Source organism: Mycobacterium sp., from assembly GCF_035499775.1.
GTDB lineage: Bacteria > Actinomycetota > Actinomycetes > Mycobacteriales > Mycobacteriaceae > Mycobacterium.
In genome coordinates, this window is the sequence record NZ_DATJYB010000350.1 from 16,306 (window position 1) to 30,225 (window position 13,920).

The window sequence follows — 13,920 nt, forward strand, 5'->3', positions numbered from 1 at the left end:
GATACCGGCGAAGCCGGGCGTCCTACCTGACGCTATCCGGTCTCGCCGTGCAGAAACGTGACGATCGCGTCAACGATACGGCTGGCCATCAGCGTCTTGGAGCCGTGCTGCAGCGCCAACTCGGTACCGTCGGACGCCAGCAGCCAGCCGTCGTTGCTGTCCACCTCGAAGGCCCTGCCGTCGCCCACGGCGTTGACCACCAGCAGGTCACAACCCTTGCTGCGCAGCTTGTTCCGGGCGTGGAAGAGCACATCCCCGTTGGCGTCGCCGGTCTCGGCGGCGAACCCGACGATGGCTTGCATGTTGGGCAGCTCGCCGTGGGCGCGCGCCCGCACCGCGCCGGCCAGCACGTCGTCGTTGCGCAGCAACTCGATGGTCGGGGGTCCCTCGGCACTCTTTTTGATCTTGGCGGCGGAAACCTGCGCGGGCCGGAAGTCGGCGACAGCCGCCGCCATCACCAGCACGTCCGCGTCGGCAGCGTGCTTGGACACCGCGTTTCCGAGTTGCTCCGCGGAGCTGACGTGCACCACCTCGACGCCGGCGGGGTCGATCAGGCCCGCGGTGTGCCCGGCGATCAGCGTGACCTCCGCGCCGCGCTGGGCGGCGACCCGCGCGACGGCGTAGCCCTGCTTGCCCGAGCTGCGGTTGCCGATGAACCGCACCGGATCGATGGGCTCGCGGGTGCCACCGGCGGTCACCAGCAGCCGACGCCCGGCCAGGTCGTAGGGCAGCGCGTCATGGCGTTCCAGGAGTAGGTGGGCCAGGGTGGTGATCTCCTCGGCCTCGGGTAGCCGGCCCGCGCCGCTGTCGCTGCCGGTGAGCCGCCCGGAGGCGGGTTCCAGCACCACCGCACCACGACGGCGCAGCGTGGTCACGTTGTCGACGGTGGCCGGGTGTAACCACATCTCGGTATGCATCGCCGGCGCGAACATCACCGGGCATCGCGCCGTCAGCAGAGTCGCCGTGAGCAGATCGTCGGCGCGGCCGTGTACGGCCCGGGCCAGCAGGTCGGCGGTGGCCGGCGCCACCACGACCAGGTCGGCGTGCTGGCCGAGACGCACATGCGGCACCTCGGGAACGTCGGAGAAGACGTCGGTGTGCACCGGCCGGCCGGACAGCGCCTCAAAGGTGGCGGCCCCGACGAAGCGCAAAGCGGATTCGGTCGGGATGACCCGGACGTCGTGACCGGCCTCGGCGAGCTGACGCACGACGGTGCACGCCTTGTACGCGGCGATGCCCCCGGAGACGCCTACGATGACCCGTTTGCGATCCACCGGCCGTGCCTTGTTACTCGCCCTCGGTGTGCTCGAGCAGGTCGGCGTGGATCTCGCGCAGCGCGATGGACAGCGGCTTTTCCTGCAGTCCAGGCTCGACCAGCGGGCCCACGTATTCGAGGATGCCCTCGCCGAGCTGGTTGTAGTAGTCGTTGATCTGGCGGGCACGCTTCGCCGCGTAGATCACCAGCGCGTACTTGCTGGAAACGCGGTCCAGCAGCTCGTCGATGGGCGGGTTGGTGATGCCCAGTGGGGTGTCGTAGGCGCCCTGCCCACCTGCCGACGGATCGAACTGATCCACGGCGGTGACGGCGGTCAGCGACGTGTCGGACTGGGGAATACTCACGTAAGTCAATCTCCTGGGCAGATCTGAATGGGTGTCAAGCCTGGTCGGGCGAAGTTCTCACCAGCAAGGATACCAATTCGGCGCACGCAGACTCCAATTGACTGTTGACCACGACCTCGTCGAAGTCGCCTTGGGCTGCCAGTTCGGTGCGCGCGGTGTCGAGGCGGCGCCGGATTACCTCTGGTGTCTCGGTGCCGCGGCCGACCAGCCTCGACTCCAGGTCCTCCCAGCTGGGGGGCGCCAGAAACACGGCCAGAGCCTCGGGCATCGCCTTCTTGATCGCCCGCGCGCCGGCCAGGTCGACCTCGATGAGTACCGGGAAACCGGCTGCGGTGGCGTCGCGCACCGGCTGGGCCAGGGTGCCCGACCGGTGCAACCCGCCGTGAATCTCGGCCCACTCCAGGAGCGCACCCTGGTCGACCAGCTGTTGGAAGCGGGCGGGACTGACGAAGTGGTAGTCGACGCCGTCGACCTCGCCCGGCCGCGGCGCCCGCGTCGTGGCCGAAACGCTGAAGTGCAGGTTCGGAATCCGCTCCCGCAGGCACTTGACCACGGTCGACTTGCCGACGGCGGAGGGACCGGACAGCACGACCACACGTCCTGTGCCCGGTCCCCCGCCGGCGCTTACCGACGCTCCTCGGGCCTGATTGGCGGCCTCAACAGGCCTACCGGCCTGCATCGTCGACCGGCCGGGGTTAGGCCGAGCCGAACTTTTCCAGCAGAGCCTTGCGCTGACGATCGCCCAGACCACGCAGGCGGCGGGTCGGTGCGATTTCCAGCTCGGTCATGATTTCCTGCGCCTTGACCTTGCCCACCTTCGGCAACGCCTCGAGCAGCGCAGATACCTTCATCTTGCCCAAGACTTCGTCACTCTCGGCATCCTTGAGCACCTGTGTGAGGTTGGTGCCGCCGCGCTTCAGCCGATCCTTGAGCTCTGCTCGCGCCCGACGTGCGGCAGCAGCCTTCTCCAAAGCGGCCGCGCGCTGCTCGTCGGTCAACTGGGGAAGAGCCACGATTCCTCCGTCTCTCATCGATAACTATCGATCTTCATTTGTCTCAGCCGGGTACTCCAGCCAGCGCAGACGACCGTACTCAGGCTTCCTGACGAAATCTAACCCGCCCCCCTGGTTAAGGGCACAAACGCCCAGCGTGAGCGCGACGCGCGGCCGCCGCCAACGGCCTTCCCCGGACTGTTGGCGGCCGTCTGACACGACGTGGTTTCCGTCGCGGCATCCGCACCCGACGGGCTTCGATAACGGCATCTACCTGCGGTTTTATCCGGCGGGCCGACCGTGCCTGCCGTCGGCGCCGAGCGGCGGTGACCGGCGGCTGCGCACAGCCGGGAGCCGCCGTGCCAAGGATCACGGATTGTTCATCGCGTGTCGCGCGTGTCGCGCACCTTGCGAGTCTGGCCGACCACGCCGACTACCCGCCCAGATAGGCCACCGCGTCGAGCATCCGTTCGGCGGCCGCCCTCAGTTCGGGCACGCCGGGGCCGGCTCGCAGCACTTCGCGGGCCACCGCCGGCAGCAACTGGCCGGGCGTCGCCCCACCCAGGCCGCCGAGCGCCTCTGGGCGCCCGCCCTGGGCGCCCACACCGGGCACCAGCACCGGTCCGCCCAGGGCGCTGAGATCGGGCGCCTCGAGGACCGTGGCGCCGACGACAACGCCGAAGGAGCCCGGCTCCGGTTGCACCGTTTCGTTCGCCGCCGCCACCCGGTCGACGATCATCTGGGCCACCGTACGGCCGTCGGCGTCGGCGCGCTGCACCGTTGAGCCCTCCGGGTTGGAGGTCGCCGCCAGGACGAAGACTCCCCGGTCGTTGGCCATGGCGGCCTCCAGGAGCGGCCGCAGCGAACCGAACCCCAGATAGGGCGAGGCGGTCACGGCGTCGGCGGCCAACGGCGAGTCGCCCGCCCAGGCCGCGGCGTACGCAGCCATCGTCGAGCCGATGTCGCCACGCTTGGCGTCGGCCAGCACCAGCACCCCGGCCTCGCGCAGGGCGGCGATGGTGCGTTCCAGCACCGCGTACCCCGCCGCGCCGTAGGCCTCGAAGAACGCCACCTGCGGCTTGACTACGGCGAAATCGGCGAACGCGGCCACGCAGGTGTCGCAGAACGCCGCCAGCCCGTCCGCGGTGGCCGGCAGGTCCCATGCCCGCAACAGCTCGGGATGCGCGTCGATACCCAGGCACAGCGGCCCACGGTGCGACTTCGCCTCGACGAGCCTGGCGCCGAACCCGGTCACTTGTCGGTCCCCATGCTGCTGTGCAGCTCCTGCAGCGACCGCACCCCGATGTCGCCGCGGATCCCCGCCTCGATGCCCTGCACGGCAGCCGACGCGCCCTGCACGGTGGTGATGCAGGGGATGTTGACACCCACCGCGACCGAACGGATTTCATAACCATCGATGCGCGGGCCGGAGTTGCCGAAGGGAGTGTTGATCACCATGTCGACATCACCGGCGCGGATTGCGTCGACGGCGGACACCGCGGGGCGGCCGGGCTGCGGGTCCTCGAAGTGCTTGCGCACCTCGTCGCACGGAATTCCGTTGCGGCGCAACATTTCTGCCGTGCCTTCGGTGGCAAGGACGCGGAAGCCGAGGTCGGCCAGTCGCTTGACGGGAAACACCAGCGAGCGCTTGTCCCGGTTGGCGACGGACACGAAAACGGTGCCGCGGGCCGGTAGCGATCCGTAGGCGGCGGTCTGACTCTTGGCGAACGCGCTGCCGAAATCGCGGTCGATCCCCATGACTTCGCCGGTCGATTTCATCTCGGGGCCGAGCAGGGAATCGATGGCGGCTCCGTCGGCGGCGCGGAACCGGTGGAACGGCAACACGGCCTCCTTGACCGCGATCGGCGCGTCCTGGGCCGCGTTGGCGCCGTCCCCGGAAGCCGCCAGCAGTCCTTCGCCACGAAGCTGAGAAATAGTGGCGCCCAACATGATCCGCGCACACGCCTTGGCTAGCGGGATCGCCGTGGCCTTCGATACGAACGGAACGGTGCGGCTCGCTCTGGGGTTGGCCTCGAGCACGTAGAGCACGTCGTCCTTGAGGGCGTACTGCACGTTGATCAGCCCCACCACGCCGATGCCGTGGGCGATGGCCTCGGTGGCCCGACGCACCTTCTCGATGTCGCTGCGGCCCAAGGTCACCGGCGGCAGCGCGCAGGCGGAGTCACCGGAGTGAATGCCGGCCTCCTCGATGTGCTCCATGACGCCGCCGATGTAGATCTCGGTGCCGTCGCACAGCGCGTCGACGTCGATTTCCACCGCGTCCTCGAGGAATCGGTCGACGAGCACCGGGTGCTCGGGGGACAGTTCGGTGGCGCGGGTGATGTAGCGCTTCAGCGTCTCCTCGTCGTAGACGATCTCCATGCCGCGACCGCCCAGCACGTACGACGGCCGCACCAGCACCGGGTAGCCGATGTCCGCGGCGATACGGCGGGCTTGCGCGAAAGTCGTTGCGGTGCCGTATTTGGGGGCCGGCAGTCCCGCGGCGTTCAGCACGTCGCCGAACGCGCCGCGGTCCTCGGCAAGGTCGATGGCTTCCGGCGGGGTGCCGACGATCGGAACACCGGCGTCGGCCAGCCGTTGCGCCAGCCCGAGCGGGGTCTGCCCGCCGAGTTGCACGATCACACCGACGACACCTTGCCCGGACCCGTTTTCCCCTAAGCCGGATTTCGCTTCGGCGCGGTACACCTCCAGGACGTCCTCGAAGGTCAGCGGCTCGAAATACAGCCGGTCGGCGGTGTCGTAGTCGGTGGACACCGTCTCCGGATTGCAGTTGACCATGACGGTCTCAAAACCGGCCTGGCTCAATGTGGTTGCCGCATGCACGCAGCTGTAGTCGAATTCGATGCCCTGGCCGATCCGGTTGGGCCCCGACCCCAGGATCAGCACCTTGGGCTTCTCGGGCTGCGGGGCCACCTCGGTCTCGGCGGCGGGGTCGAGCTCGTAGCTGCTGTAGTGGTACGGGGTTTTGGCTTCGAACTCGGCCGCGCAGGTGTCCACCGTCTTGTACACCGGGTGGATGCCCAGTCGCCCGCGCAACGACCGCACGCCGTCTTCCCCGGCCAATTCCGGTCGCAGCGCGGCGATCTGGCGGTCCGACAGTCCGCTGTACTTGGCGCGGCGCAGCAGGTCGCCGTCGAGTACCGGGGCGTCGACGATCTCGGCGCGCAGCACCTCCAGCTCGCCGATCTGCGCGACGAACCACGGGTCCACCCCGGTCGCCTCGGCTACCTGCTCGATCGAAGCGCCCAGCCGCAGCGCCAGTTCGATGTCGTACAGCCGGCCTTCGGTCGGGGTCTGCAGCCGGGTCAGCACCTCGTCGAGGTCGCCTTCCGGATCGGGCTTGGTCCAGAACCCGGCACGGGGAGTTTCCAGCGACCGCATCACCTTGCCGAGGGCTTCGATGAAGTTGCGGCCCAACGACATTGCCTCACCGACCGATTTCATCGTGGTGGTCAGCGTCGGGTCGGCGCCGGGGAATTTCTCGAACGCGAACCGCGGTGCCTTGACTACGACGTAGTCCAGCGTGGGCTCGAAGCAGGCCGGCGTCTCCTTGGTGATGTCGTTGAGGATCTCGTCCAGGGTGTAGCCGACGGCCAGCTTGGCCGCGATCTTGGCGATCGGGAAGCCGGTGGCCTTGGACGCCAGCGCGCTGGACCGCGATACCCGCGGGTTCATCTCGACCACGACCAGCCGCCCGTCGCGCGGGTCGACCGCGAACTGGATGTTGCAGCCGCCGGTGTCCACGCCGACCTCACGCAGGATCGCGATGCCCAGGTCGCGCATCCGCTGGTATTCCCGGTCGGTCAGAGTCATGGCAGGTGCGACAGTGACCGAGTCGCCGGTGTGCACGCCCATCGGGTCGACGTTCTCGATCGAGCACACCACCACCACGTTGTCGTGGCCGTCGCGCATCAGCTCGAGTTCGAATTCCTTCCAGCCGTAGATCGATTCCTCGATCAGCACGTTGGCGCTGGGGCTGGCCGCCAGCCCGGCGCCGGCCATCCGGTCGACCTCTTCGACGGATCGCGCCATGCCCGACCCCAGGCCGCCCATGGTGAAGCTGGGCCGTACCACCACCGGCAGGCCCAATTCCTCGACCGTCTCGCGGACCTCGTCCATGGTGAAACACACCCGGCTGCGGGCGGATTCACCGCCGACCTTCGCGACGATGTCCTTGAACCGCTGCCGGTCCTCGCCGCGCTGGATGGCGTCGAAGTCGGCGCCGATCAGTTCCACGCCGTAGCGTTCCAGCACCCCGTTCTCGTACAGCGCCACCGCGGTGTTGAGCGCGGTCTGCCCGCCCAGGGTGGCCAGCAGCGCGTCGATCTTGTTGCCGCGCTCGGCCTGCTGGGCGATCACCCGCTCGACGAACGCCGGGGTGATGGGCTCGACGTAGGTGTGGTCGGCGTACTCGGGGTCGGTCATGATGGTGGCCGGGTTGGAGTTGATCAGGCTGACCTGCAGCCCCTCGGCGCGCAGCACCCGGCAGGCCTGGGTGCCGGAGTAGTCGAACTCGCAGGCCTGCCCGATGACGATCGGCCCTGAGCCGATCACCAGCACGTGGTTGAGGTCGGTGCGACGCGGCACTAGCGCCCCCCTTTCTGGATGGCGCGAGCGCGCGCAGATGTACACGATTTACGGCGTGTCGCCGTGCATCTGTGCACCCTCGCGGGAGATGGCATCAGCGACCCCCCGCCATCAGGTCGACGAATTGGTCGAACAGGTACTCCGCGTCGTGCGGGCCGGCGGCGGCCTCCGGGTGGTATTGCACCGAAAACGCCCGTCCGTCAGCGAGTCTGACGCCCTCCACCACCCCGTCGTTGGCGCAGGTGTGACTGACGACGGCCCGGCCGAACGGCGTGTCGAAGGACTGGCCCGCCTCCCCTTCCAGCGCGAAGCCGTGGTTCTGCGCGGTGACCGCGACCCGCCCGGTGGCGTGGTCGATGACCGGGATGTTGATCCCCCGATGGCCGAACACCATCTTGTAGGTCGACAGGCCGAGCGCCCGGCCCAGGATCTGGTTGCCGAAACAGATGCCGAACAACGGGATTCCGGCGCCCAGCACCTCCCGGGTGAGCGCGACGACGTGGTCGGCGGTGGCCGGGTCGCCGGGGCCGTTGGACAGGAACACGCCTTGCGGTCTGATCTCGGCGATCTGGTCGAAGGTGGTCGACGCCGGCAGCACATAGCTGCGTATCCCGCGCCGGGCGAAGTTGCGCGGCGTGTTCGTCTTGATCCCCAGGTCCAGCGCGGCCACGGTAAACCGGTGCGGTACTTCGGGTTCGACGACATAGGTGCCTGAGGTGCTGACCTCGCCGGCGAGGTCGGCACCCAGCATCGGCTGCTGCGCGCGCACTCGCTCGACCAGCTGGTCAGGCTCAGCTAGCGCGGGGCCGGAGAACACGCCGGCCTTCATCGAGCCGCGGCTGCGCAGATGACGCACCACGGCCCGGGTGTCGATGCCGGCGATCCCGACGATGTTTTGACGGATCAGCTCGTCCTCCAGGGTGCCGGTGGCACGCCAGTTCGACGCGCGCGGCGAGGGGTCGCGCACCGCGTATCCGGCGACCCAGATCTTGTCGCCGCGGCTCTCGCCGTCCTCACCGTTCCAGCCGGTGTTGCCGATCTGCGGCGCGGTGGCCACCACGATCTGGCGGTGATAGCTGGGATCGGTCAGCGTCTCCTGATAGCCGGACATGCCGGTGCTGAACACGGCCTCGCCCAGCGTTTGGCCGATGTCGCCGAACGGCCTTCCGGTGAAGACGCGGCCGTCCTCAAGGACCAGTAAGGCTTTACTCACGCGGCTCCCTCCTGCGGGCGATCAAGCCAGCCGTCATACTCGTCGCGGTTGTTCGCCCGGAAGCCGGTGTCGATTTCCGTGCCCGACGGCAGCCGCCAGCGGATCGCCAGGATCCCGTTGCGCGCCCCGACCTTGCCGGCGATGCCCCGCTCGGTGCGGATCGCCGAAACCGATTCGCCCGGAATCCAAATCGGGCGGGCGCGGATGCGCTCCACCAGAATGCCCTCGGGGTGCCGGGTCAGCACCGCCCTGGTGCGAAAGCCCAGATCGCCGACCGCGACGCGGTCGTTCCAGTGCGGCGCCAGCGTGGAACCGCAGTACATGCCGCGGGTGGTGATCGTTGCCGAGCCCACCTCGTCGGGCATGTCGGGCAGCACGCCGATCAGCTCCGCCTGCCGCAGCGCGCGGTGGCGCCACCCGCGCATCATCAGCTGAATCACGAAGGCGATCACCACCACCAACACAGCGGCGAAGATCAGCGACCCGACCAGCGTGCCCGAATTCATGCGCGCCGCTCCTCGCTTCGCTCTGCATCGTCGCCGGCGCGATTCATGCCGGGCTCTTACCATCCCGTGCGGTGACCTTCCCGCGCAGCAGGGTCGCGGTCACGGTGGCGGGCAATGTCATCGATTCGTACGGCGTGTTGGCTGACCGGCTGGCCAGATCGGCGCCGGCGATGGTCCAGGTGGCGTCGGGGTCGACAACCGTCAGGTTGGCCGGCTCGCCCACCTCCAGCGGCCGGCCGTGGTCGGGCAATCCGACGATGCGCGCGGGATTCTCACTCATCACCCGCGCCACATCGCGCCAGCTCAGCAAGCCGGGCCGCACCATCGTCAGCACCACCACCGACAGCGCGGTCTGCAGCCCCAACATGCCCGGGCGCGCGGCGGCGAACTCGACGCATTTCTCGTGCTCGGCATGCGGAGCGTGGTCGGTGGCCACACAGTCGATGACCCCGTCGGCCAGGGCCTGTCGCAGTGCGATGGCGTCGGAGTTCTCGCGCAACGGCGGGTTGACCCGGTTGACGCCGTCGTAGCTGGCCAGCCGGCTGTCGTCCAGCAGCAGGTGGTGCGGTGTGACTTCGGCGGTGATCGAAATGCCTTGCTCCTTAGCCCATTTCAGGATCTCAACGGTGCCCGCGGTGGAGGCGTGGCAGATGTGCACTCGCGCGCCCGCGTCGCGGGCCAGCAGGGCGTCGCGGGCGACGATCGACTCCTCGGCGGCCCTGGGCCATCCCGCCAGTCCCAGCCTGGCGGCAGCGGGCCCTTCGTGCGCGACGGCGCCGACGGTCAGCCTGGGCTCCTCGGCGTGCTGGGCGATCAGCACCCCCAGACCGGTGGCGTATTCCAGGGCGCGGCGCATCACCAGCGGGTCGTGCACACAGATGCCGTCGTCGGAGAACATCCGCACCTGGGCGGCGCCGGCGGCCATCATGCCCATCTCGGTGAGCACGGCTCCGGCCAGCCCGACGGTGACCGCGCCGACGGGGTGCACGTCGACCAGGCCCACCTGCTGGCCGCGGTGCCAGACGTGGTCGGTGACCACCGGGCTGTCGGCGACCGGGTCGGTGTTGGCCATCGCGAACACCGCGGTGTAACCGCCGAGAGCCGCTGCCGCCGAACCGGTTTCGATGTCCTCGGCGTATTCGCGGCCGGGCTCGCGCAAGTGGGTGTGCAGGTCGACGAATCCGGGCAGCAACACCTGACCGGTGGCGTCTAAGACATCCGAGAGGTCCGCCGTGTCGGGAATGTCCAATCTCCCGATCTCGGCGATCTGGCCGTCCTCGACCAGCACGTCGACGCGGTCCCCCTCGCCGTACAACCGGACGCCGCGAATCAGCACACTCACGCCACGACCTCATTTCCGGCAGATTGGGTCCCGACCAGCACATGGAACAGCACCGCCATCCGCACATGCACACCGTTGGAAACCTGTTGCAGCACAGCCGATTGCGATGAATCCGCCACCGAAGACGAGATCTCCATGCCGCGCACCATCGGGCCCGGGTGCAGCACCACGGCGTGGCCCGGCAGCATCGCCTGGCGCCGGGCGGACAGCCCGTAGCGAACCGAGTACTCGCGCACCGACGGGAAGAAGCCGCCGTTCATCCGCTCGGCCTGTACCCGCAGCATCAGCACCGCGTCGGCCGCGGGCAGCTCCGCGTCGAAGTCGTGGGTGACGGTCACCGGCCAGCCGTCCACCCCGACCGGCAACAGCGTCGGCGGCGCGACCAGCACCGCCTCGGCGCCCAGCGTGTGCAGCAGCATGACGTTGGAGCGGGCCACCCGGCTGTGCAGGATGTCGCCGACGATCACCACACGCCGGCCTTCGAGGCCGCCGAGCCGCTGGCGGATGGTCAGCGCGTCCAGCAGCGCCTGGGTCGGGTGCTCGTGGGTGCCGTCGCCGGCGTTGATCACCGACGGCCCGGAGTCGTTGACCCCAAACGACGAAGTCCATTCGGCGAGCAGGTGTGCGGCACCGGACGCCGGATGCCGGATGATCAGCGCGTCCGCGCCGGCCGCACGCAACGTCAGCGCCGTGTCGCGCAGCGACTCGCCCTTGCCCACCGACGATCCGGCCGCGCTGACATTGATCACGTCGGCGCTCATCCACTTGCCGGCCACCTCGAAGGACACCCGGGTGCGGGTCGAGTTCTCGTAGAACATCGTCACCACGGTGCGCCCACGCAGCGTCGGCAGCTTCTTGATCTCACGCCCGACCAGTGCCTGCGCGAACCGGTCGGCGTCGTCGAGGATGGCGGTGGCGTCGTCGCGGCTCAGGTCGCCGGCGGCCAGCAGATGCCGGGTCATCGGGAAATCACCACGCCGTCGTGACCGTCGTGCTCGGTGAGCTGAACATGCACGCTCTCGCTGCGCGAGGTCGGCACGTTCTTGCCGACATAGTCGGCGCGGATCGGCAGTTCGCGGTGGCCACGGTCGACGAGCACCGCCAATTGCACAGCTCGCGGCCGGCCCACGTCGCGCAGCGCATCCAGTGCCGAGCGCACCGAACGCCCGGAGTACAGCACGTCGTCGACCAGGATCACCAGCGCGTCCTCGATGCCGCCGGGCGGGATCGACGTGGCAGCCAGCGGCCGGGGCGGCTTTTTCATCAGGTCGTCGCGGTACAGCGTGATGTCCAGCGCGCCGTGGCCGAGTTCGACGCCGCTGTATTCGCGGATATTGGTCACCAGACGAGTGGCCAGGATGACGCCACGGGTCGGGATACCCAGCAGCACCACCCGCGGCGCGTCGGAGCTATCCAGCGCGGTCTTTTCGATGATCTGGTGCGCGATGCGGGAAATGGTTCGACCGACGTCGGCCGCGGACATCAATTCCCGCTGGCCAATTGCGCCACCCATGCGAAACCCTGACCTCCTTCTCCGCCTCTCCGGACGGATCGTTAAAGGATGTCGACTGCGGGGCAGCGTAGCACTGCGAGCAGTCGCGGCCATGACGCGGGCGGCGTGGCGGCCGCGGGGCCGCATCTGCTGTCACACCAGCCACAGTGGCCTCTGCCGGGACTGAAGCCTGGGCCAGCCGGCGACAACCAGCGACAACCCTTGTGCGGCAACCGAGCTCCGACCGGCGGCGTCACGACCACCAGCAGCTTGTCAGCAATCCGGGCTACGCTGGCGGAAATGACAGGCTCTAACTCTCCCTCTGGCCGATCGCTCATGGACTTCGACGCCCTCTACCGCGGCGAGAGCCCGGGCGAAGGCATCCCGCCGATGACCACGCCGCCATGGGATACCAAGGCGCCCAAGGAGAATGTCATCGGATGGCACGCCGGCGGCTGGGTTCACGGTGACGTTCTGGACATCGGCTGCGGGCTCGGCGACAACGCCGTCTACCTGGCCAAGAACGGCTACCAGGTGACCGGGCTGGACATCTCGCCCACCGCCCTGATCACCGCCGAGCGGCGGGCCAAGGACGCCGGCGTCGAGGTCAGGTTCGCCGTGGCCGATTCCACCCAGCTGGAGGGCTACACCGACGAGTTCGACACCGTCGTCGACAGCGGCATGTTCCACTGCCTGGACGACGACGGGAAACGCAGTTATGCCGCCGCGGCGCACCGGGCGACCAGGCCGGGCGCCACCCTGCTGATCAGCTGCTTCTCCGACGCCAACTCAGACGACGACGAGCGGCCGCTGCCGGTAGTGTCCGAGCAGACGTTGCGGGACGTCCTCGGCGGCGCGGGCTGGGACATCGAGACGATCGAGCCCGCCAGGGTGCGCCGCGAACAGGACGGCACCGAAATCGAGATGGCGTTCTGGTACGTCCGCGCCCAGCGGCGCTGAACCGCTCAGCCCGGATCCTGACCGCGCCGGCCCTCGTGCGCCCAGGCCAGGACGTCCGGCGCCGCGAGCTGAGCGGTGCGGTAGTCGTACCGCCGATACGCGGCCTCGGTGAAGAATTCCCGCCATTCTCCGCGGCCACCGGCCCGGAAGAAACGCTCATTGCTGTGCCAGACACCTTCGGTGGAGTCGGGGGCGAGTTCGAAGGCGCGAGCGCGCATGGCCGCTAGCTTGGCGTGTTTCGTCAGCTCCTCGGCGCAATCGCGGCCAACGTCGAAACCGAGGGTCTGACCGAGACGGACGAACTCGCCCACCAGGTCCCGTTGGTAGTCGGCATAGTGGAATAGTGCCACGTTCGGCAGGTGGCGCCGGTCCCAGATAGTGGCGAAGTGGTGGAGGATGTTGGCGAGCGAGCCCATCCCCTTCGCGGGGGGCTTACTCATCCCTTCCGGACGCATGAAGCCTGCCCCTTCGAGCGGCTTGAAACCCATTTCCTTGTGTGGCATGCCCACTCCCTCGGGGGGCATGATCGGCCCCTCCATCCAGTCCCGGAACGCCTCGACCGGGCTGGGATCGGGGTCGGCGTCCGGCGGGGGCGGCGCTGGGGCGTCGGGCAGGGTGCCCCGGAGGGCCCTCAGGCGATCGAGGTTCATGTTGTCCCATTGGCGCAGCTCTGACACCGCCGCATCGCGCGGGTCGCGGCCCACTCCGATGTAGGTGACGCGACCATCGAGCACCAAGCCGTCCAGCGGCGTGTGGGTCTTGATGAACCGTCGGTGTTGCTGAGCGTCGAGGGTGGCGACTACCTCCTCGATCGGCCGCATTTTCAGATCGACCCACGGCGACACCGTCGACAGTGGCCCTGGCAGATCTGGCCCGTCGAAGACAAGCAGCGACACCAGCCGCTGGGTCCAAGTCACCCCACACTTCGACGGCGCGGAAATGACGATGTCGCCCTCACGCAGCTTCAGCGCGTCCCAGCGGGTGCTGTCGCTCATCCACGAGCGGTAGACGACGCGGCCGGCCATCACTTGTCGCGATCCCAACCCCCGCGGCCCTCGTGCGCCCAGATGTGCCGATCCGGCTCGGCCAGCTGGGCCGCGCAGTCGGGGTAGCGCCGGTGCTCGGCCGCCCGCAACTCGAGCGCGTCCCAACGCAGATTGTCGCTCATCCACGACCGGTACATCACC

The 13,920-nt window shown here is 68.8% G+C and carries 14 protein-coding genes; 1 reads left to right on the forward strand and 13 read right to left on the reverse strand.

All coding sequences use genetic code 11. The features are described 5' to 3' along the window. Positions 1–32 precede the first annotated feature (32 nt). From coaBC to pyrR, 11 genes are all read right to left on the reverse strand, one after another. The gene (coaBC, locus tag VML93_RS21945) at positions 33–1,274 is read right to left on the reverse strand and encodes a bifunctional phosphopantothenoylcysteine decarboxylase/phosphopantothenate--cysteine ligase CoaBC (protein WP_325613940.1); all 1,242 of its coding nucleotides are present in this window, start codon (positions 1,272–1,274) and stop codon (positions 33–35) included. Positions 1,275–1,287: 13 nt separating this feature from the next. Next, positions 1,288–1,620 carry a DNA-directed RNA polymerase subunit omega gene (rpoZ, locus tag VML93_RS21950; protein ID WP_325613942.1) on the reverse strand — a complete coding sequence of 111 codons (333 nt, stop codon included), beginning with the start codon at positions 1,618–1,620 and terminating at the stop codon, positions 1,288–1,290. Positions 1,621–1,654: 34 nt separating this feature from the next. Further along, entirely contained in the window at positions 1,655–2,215 is a 561-nt protein-coding gene (gene gmk / locus VML93_RS21955) for a guanylate kinase (RefSeq protein ID WP_325613944.1), read from the reverse strand. Positions 2,216–2,315: 100 nt separating this feature from the next. Then, positions 2,316–2,633 carry an integration host factor, actinobacterial type gene (gene mihF, locus VML93_RS21960; RefSeq protein WP_003407240.1) on the reverse strand — a complete coding sequence of 106 codons (318 nt, stop codon included), beginning with the start codon at positions 2,631–2,633 and terminating at the stop codon, positions 2,316–2,318. A 412-nt stretch (positions 2,634–3,045) separates the two neighbouring features. Next, positions 3,046–3,867 (reverse strand): orotidine-5'-phosphate decarboxylase, encoded by an 822-nt coding sequence (pyrF, locus tag VML93_RS21965; protein ID WP_325614284.1) that lies wholly within the window; start codon positions 3,865–3,867, stop codon positions 3,046–3,048. Next, on the reverse strand, positions 3,864–7,220 hold the full coding sequence (gene carB, locus VML93_RS21970; protein WP_325614286.1) for a carbamoyl-phosphate synthase large subunit: 3,357 nt from the start codon (positions 7,218–7,220) through the stop codon (positions 3,864–3,866). The genes pyrF and carB overlap by 4 nt, the downstream gene beginning before the upstream one ends. A 94-nt stretch (positions 7,221–7,314) precedes the next feature. Then, positions 7,315–8,433, reverse strand: a complete 1,119-nt coding sequence (gene carA, locus VML93_RS21975; protein WP_325614287.1) for a glutamine-hydrolyzing carbamoyl-phosphate synthase small subunit — start codon at positions 8,431–8,433, stop codon at positions 7,315–7,317. Next, a complete protein-coding gene (locus VML93_RS21980) occupies positions 8,430–8,939 on the reverse strand; it encodes a transporter (protein ID WP_325614289.1) in 510 nt (169 codons plus the stop codon). The genes carA and VML93_RS21980 overlap by 4 nt, the downstream gene beginning before the upstream one ends. A 43-nt stretch (positions 8,940–8,982) precedes the next feature. Next, the gene (locus VML93_RS21985; protein WP_325614291.1) at positions 8,983–10,281 is read right to left on the reverse strand and encodes a dihydroorotase; all 1,299 of its coding nucleotides are present in this window, start codon (positions 10,279–10,281) and stop codon (positions 8,983–8,985) included. Next, entirely contained in the window at positions 10,278–11,243 is a 966-nt protein-coding gene (locus VML93_RS21990) for an aspartate carbamoyltransferase catalytic subunit (protein WP_325614293.1), read from the reverse strand. Before VML93_RS21990 ends, VML93_RS21985 begins: the two co-directional genes overlap by 4 nt. Then, positions 11,240–11,794 carry a bifunctional pyr operon transcriptional regulator/uracil phosphoribosyltransferase PyrR gene (pyrR, locus tag VML93_RS21995; protein WP_325614295.1) on the reverse strand — a complete coding sequence of 185 codons (555 nt, stop codon included), beginning with the start codon at positions 11,792–11,794 and terminating at the stop codon, positions 11,240–11,242. The genes VML93_RS21990 and pyrR overlap by 4 nt, the downstream gene beginning before the upstream one ends. 315 nt (positions 11,795–12,109) lie before the next feature. Between pyrR and VML93_RS22000 the strand changes: the two genes are divergently transcribed. After that, a complete protein-coding gene (locus tag VML93_RS22000; RefSeq protein ID WP_325614297.1) occupies positions 12,110–12,733 on the forward strand; it encodes a class I SAM-dependent methyltransferase in 624 nt (207 codons plus the stop codon). Positions 12,734–12,738: 5 nt separating this feature from the next. On the opposite strand, the gene VML93_RS22005 is transcribed toward VML93_RS22000, so the two are convergent. Next, positions 12,739–13,758: a sulfotransferase domain-containing protein gene (locus VML93_RS22005; RefSeq protein WP_325614299.1), complete on the reverse strand. Its 1,020-nt coding sequence runs from the start codon at positions 13,756–13,758 to the stop codon at positions 12,739–12,741. Continuing rightward, the gene (locus VML93_RS22010; RefSeq protein WP_325614301.1) at positions 13,758–13,901 is read right to left on the reverse strand and encodes a hypothetical protein; all 144 of its coding nucleotides are present in this window, start codon (positions 13,899–13,901) and stop codon (positions 13,758–13,760) included. The genes VML93_RS22005 and VML93_RS22010 overlap by 1 nt, the downstream gene beginning before the upstream one ends. Between the last annotated feature and the right edge of the window lie 19 nt (positions 13,902–13,920).

What these genes read in the sequence shown, in the direction of transcription:
- VML93_RS21980 (WP_325614289.1), bottom strand. Translation starts at nt 8,939, where the DNA reads ATGAATTCGGGCACGCTGGTCGGGTCGCTGATCTTCGCCGCTGTGTTG.
- VML93_RS21990 (WP_325614293.1), bottom strand. Translation starts at nt 11,243, where the DNA reads ATGACCCGGCATCTGCTGGCCGCCGGCGACCTGAGCCGCGACGACGCC.
- pyrR (WP_325614295.1), bottom strand. Translation starts at nt 11,794, where the DNA reads ATGGGTGGCGCAATTGGCCAGCGGGAATTGATGTCCGCGGCCGACGTC.
- VML93_RS22000 (WP_325614297.1), top strand. Translation starts at nt 12,110, where the DNA reads ATGGACTTCGACGCCCTCTACCGCGGCGAGAGCCCGGGCGAAGGCATC.
- VML93_RS22005 (WP_325614299.1), bottom strand. Translation starts at nt 13,758, where the DNA reads ATGGCCGGCCGCGTCGTCTACCGCTCGTGGATGAGCGACAGCACCCGC.
- VML93_RS22010 (WP_325614301.1), bottom strand. Translation starts at nt 13,901, where the DNA reads ATGAGCGACAATCTGCGTTGGGACGCGCTCGAGTTGCGGGCGGCCGAG.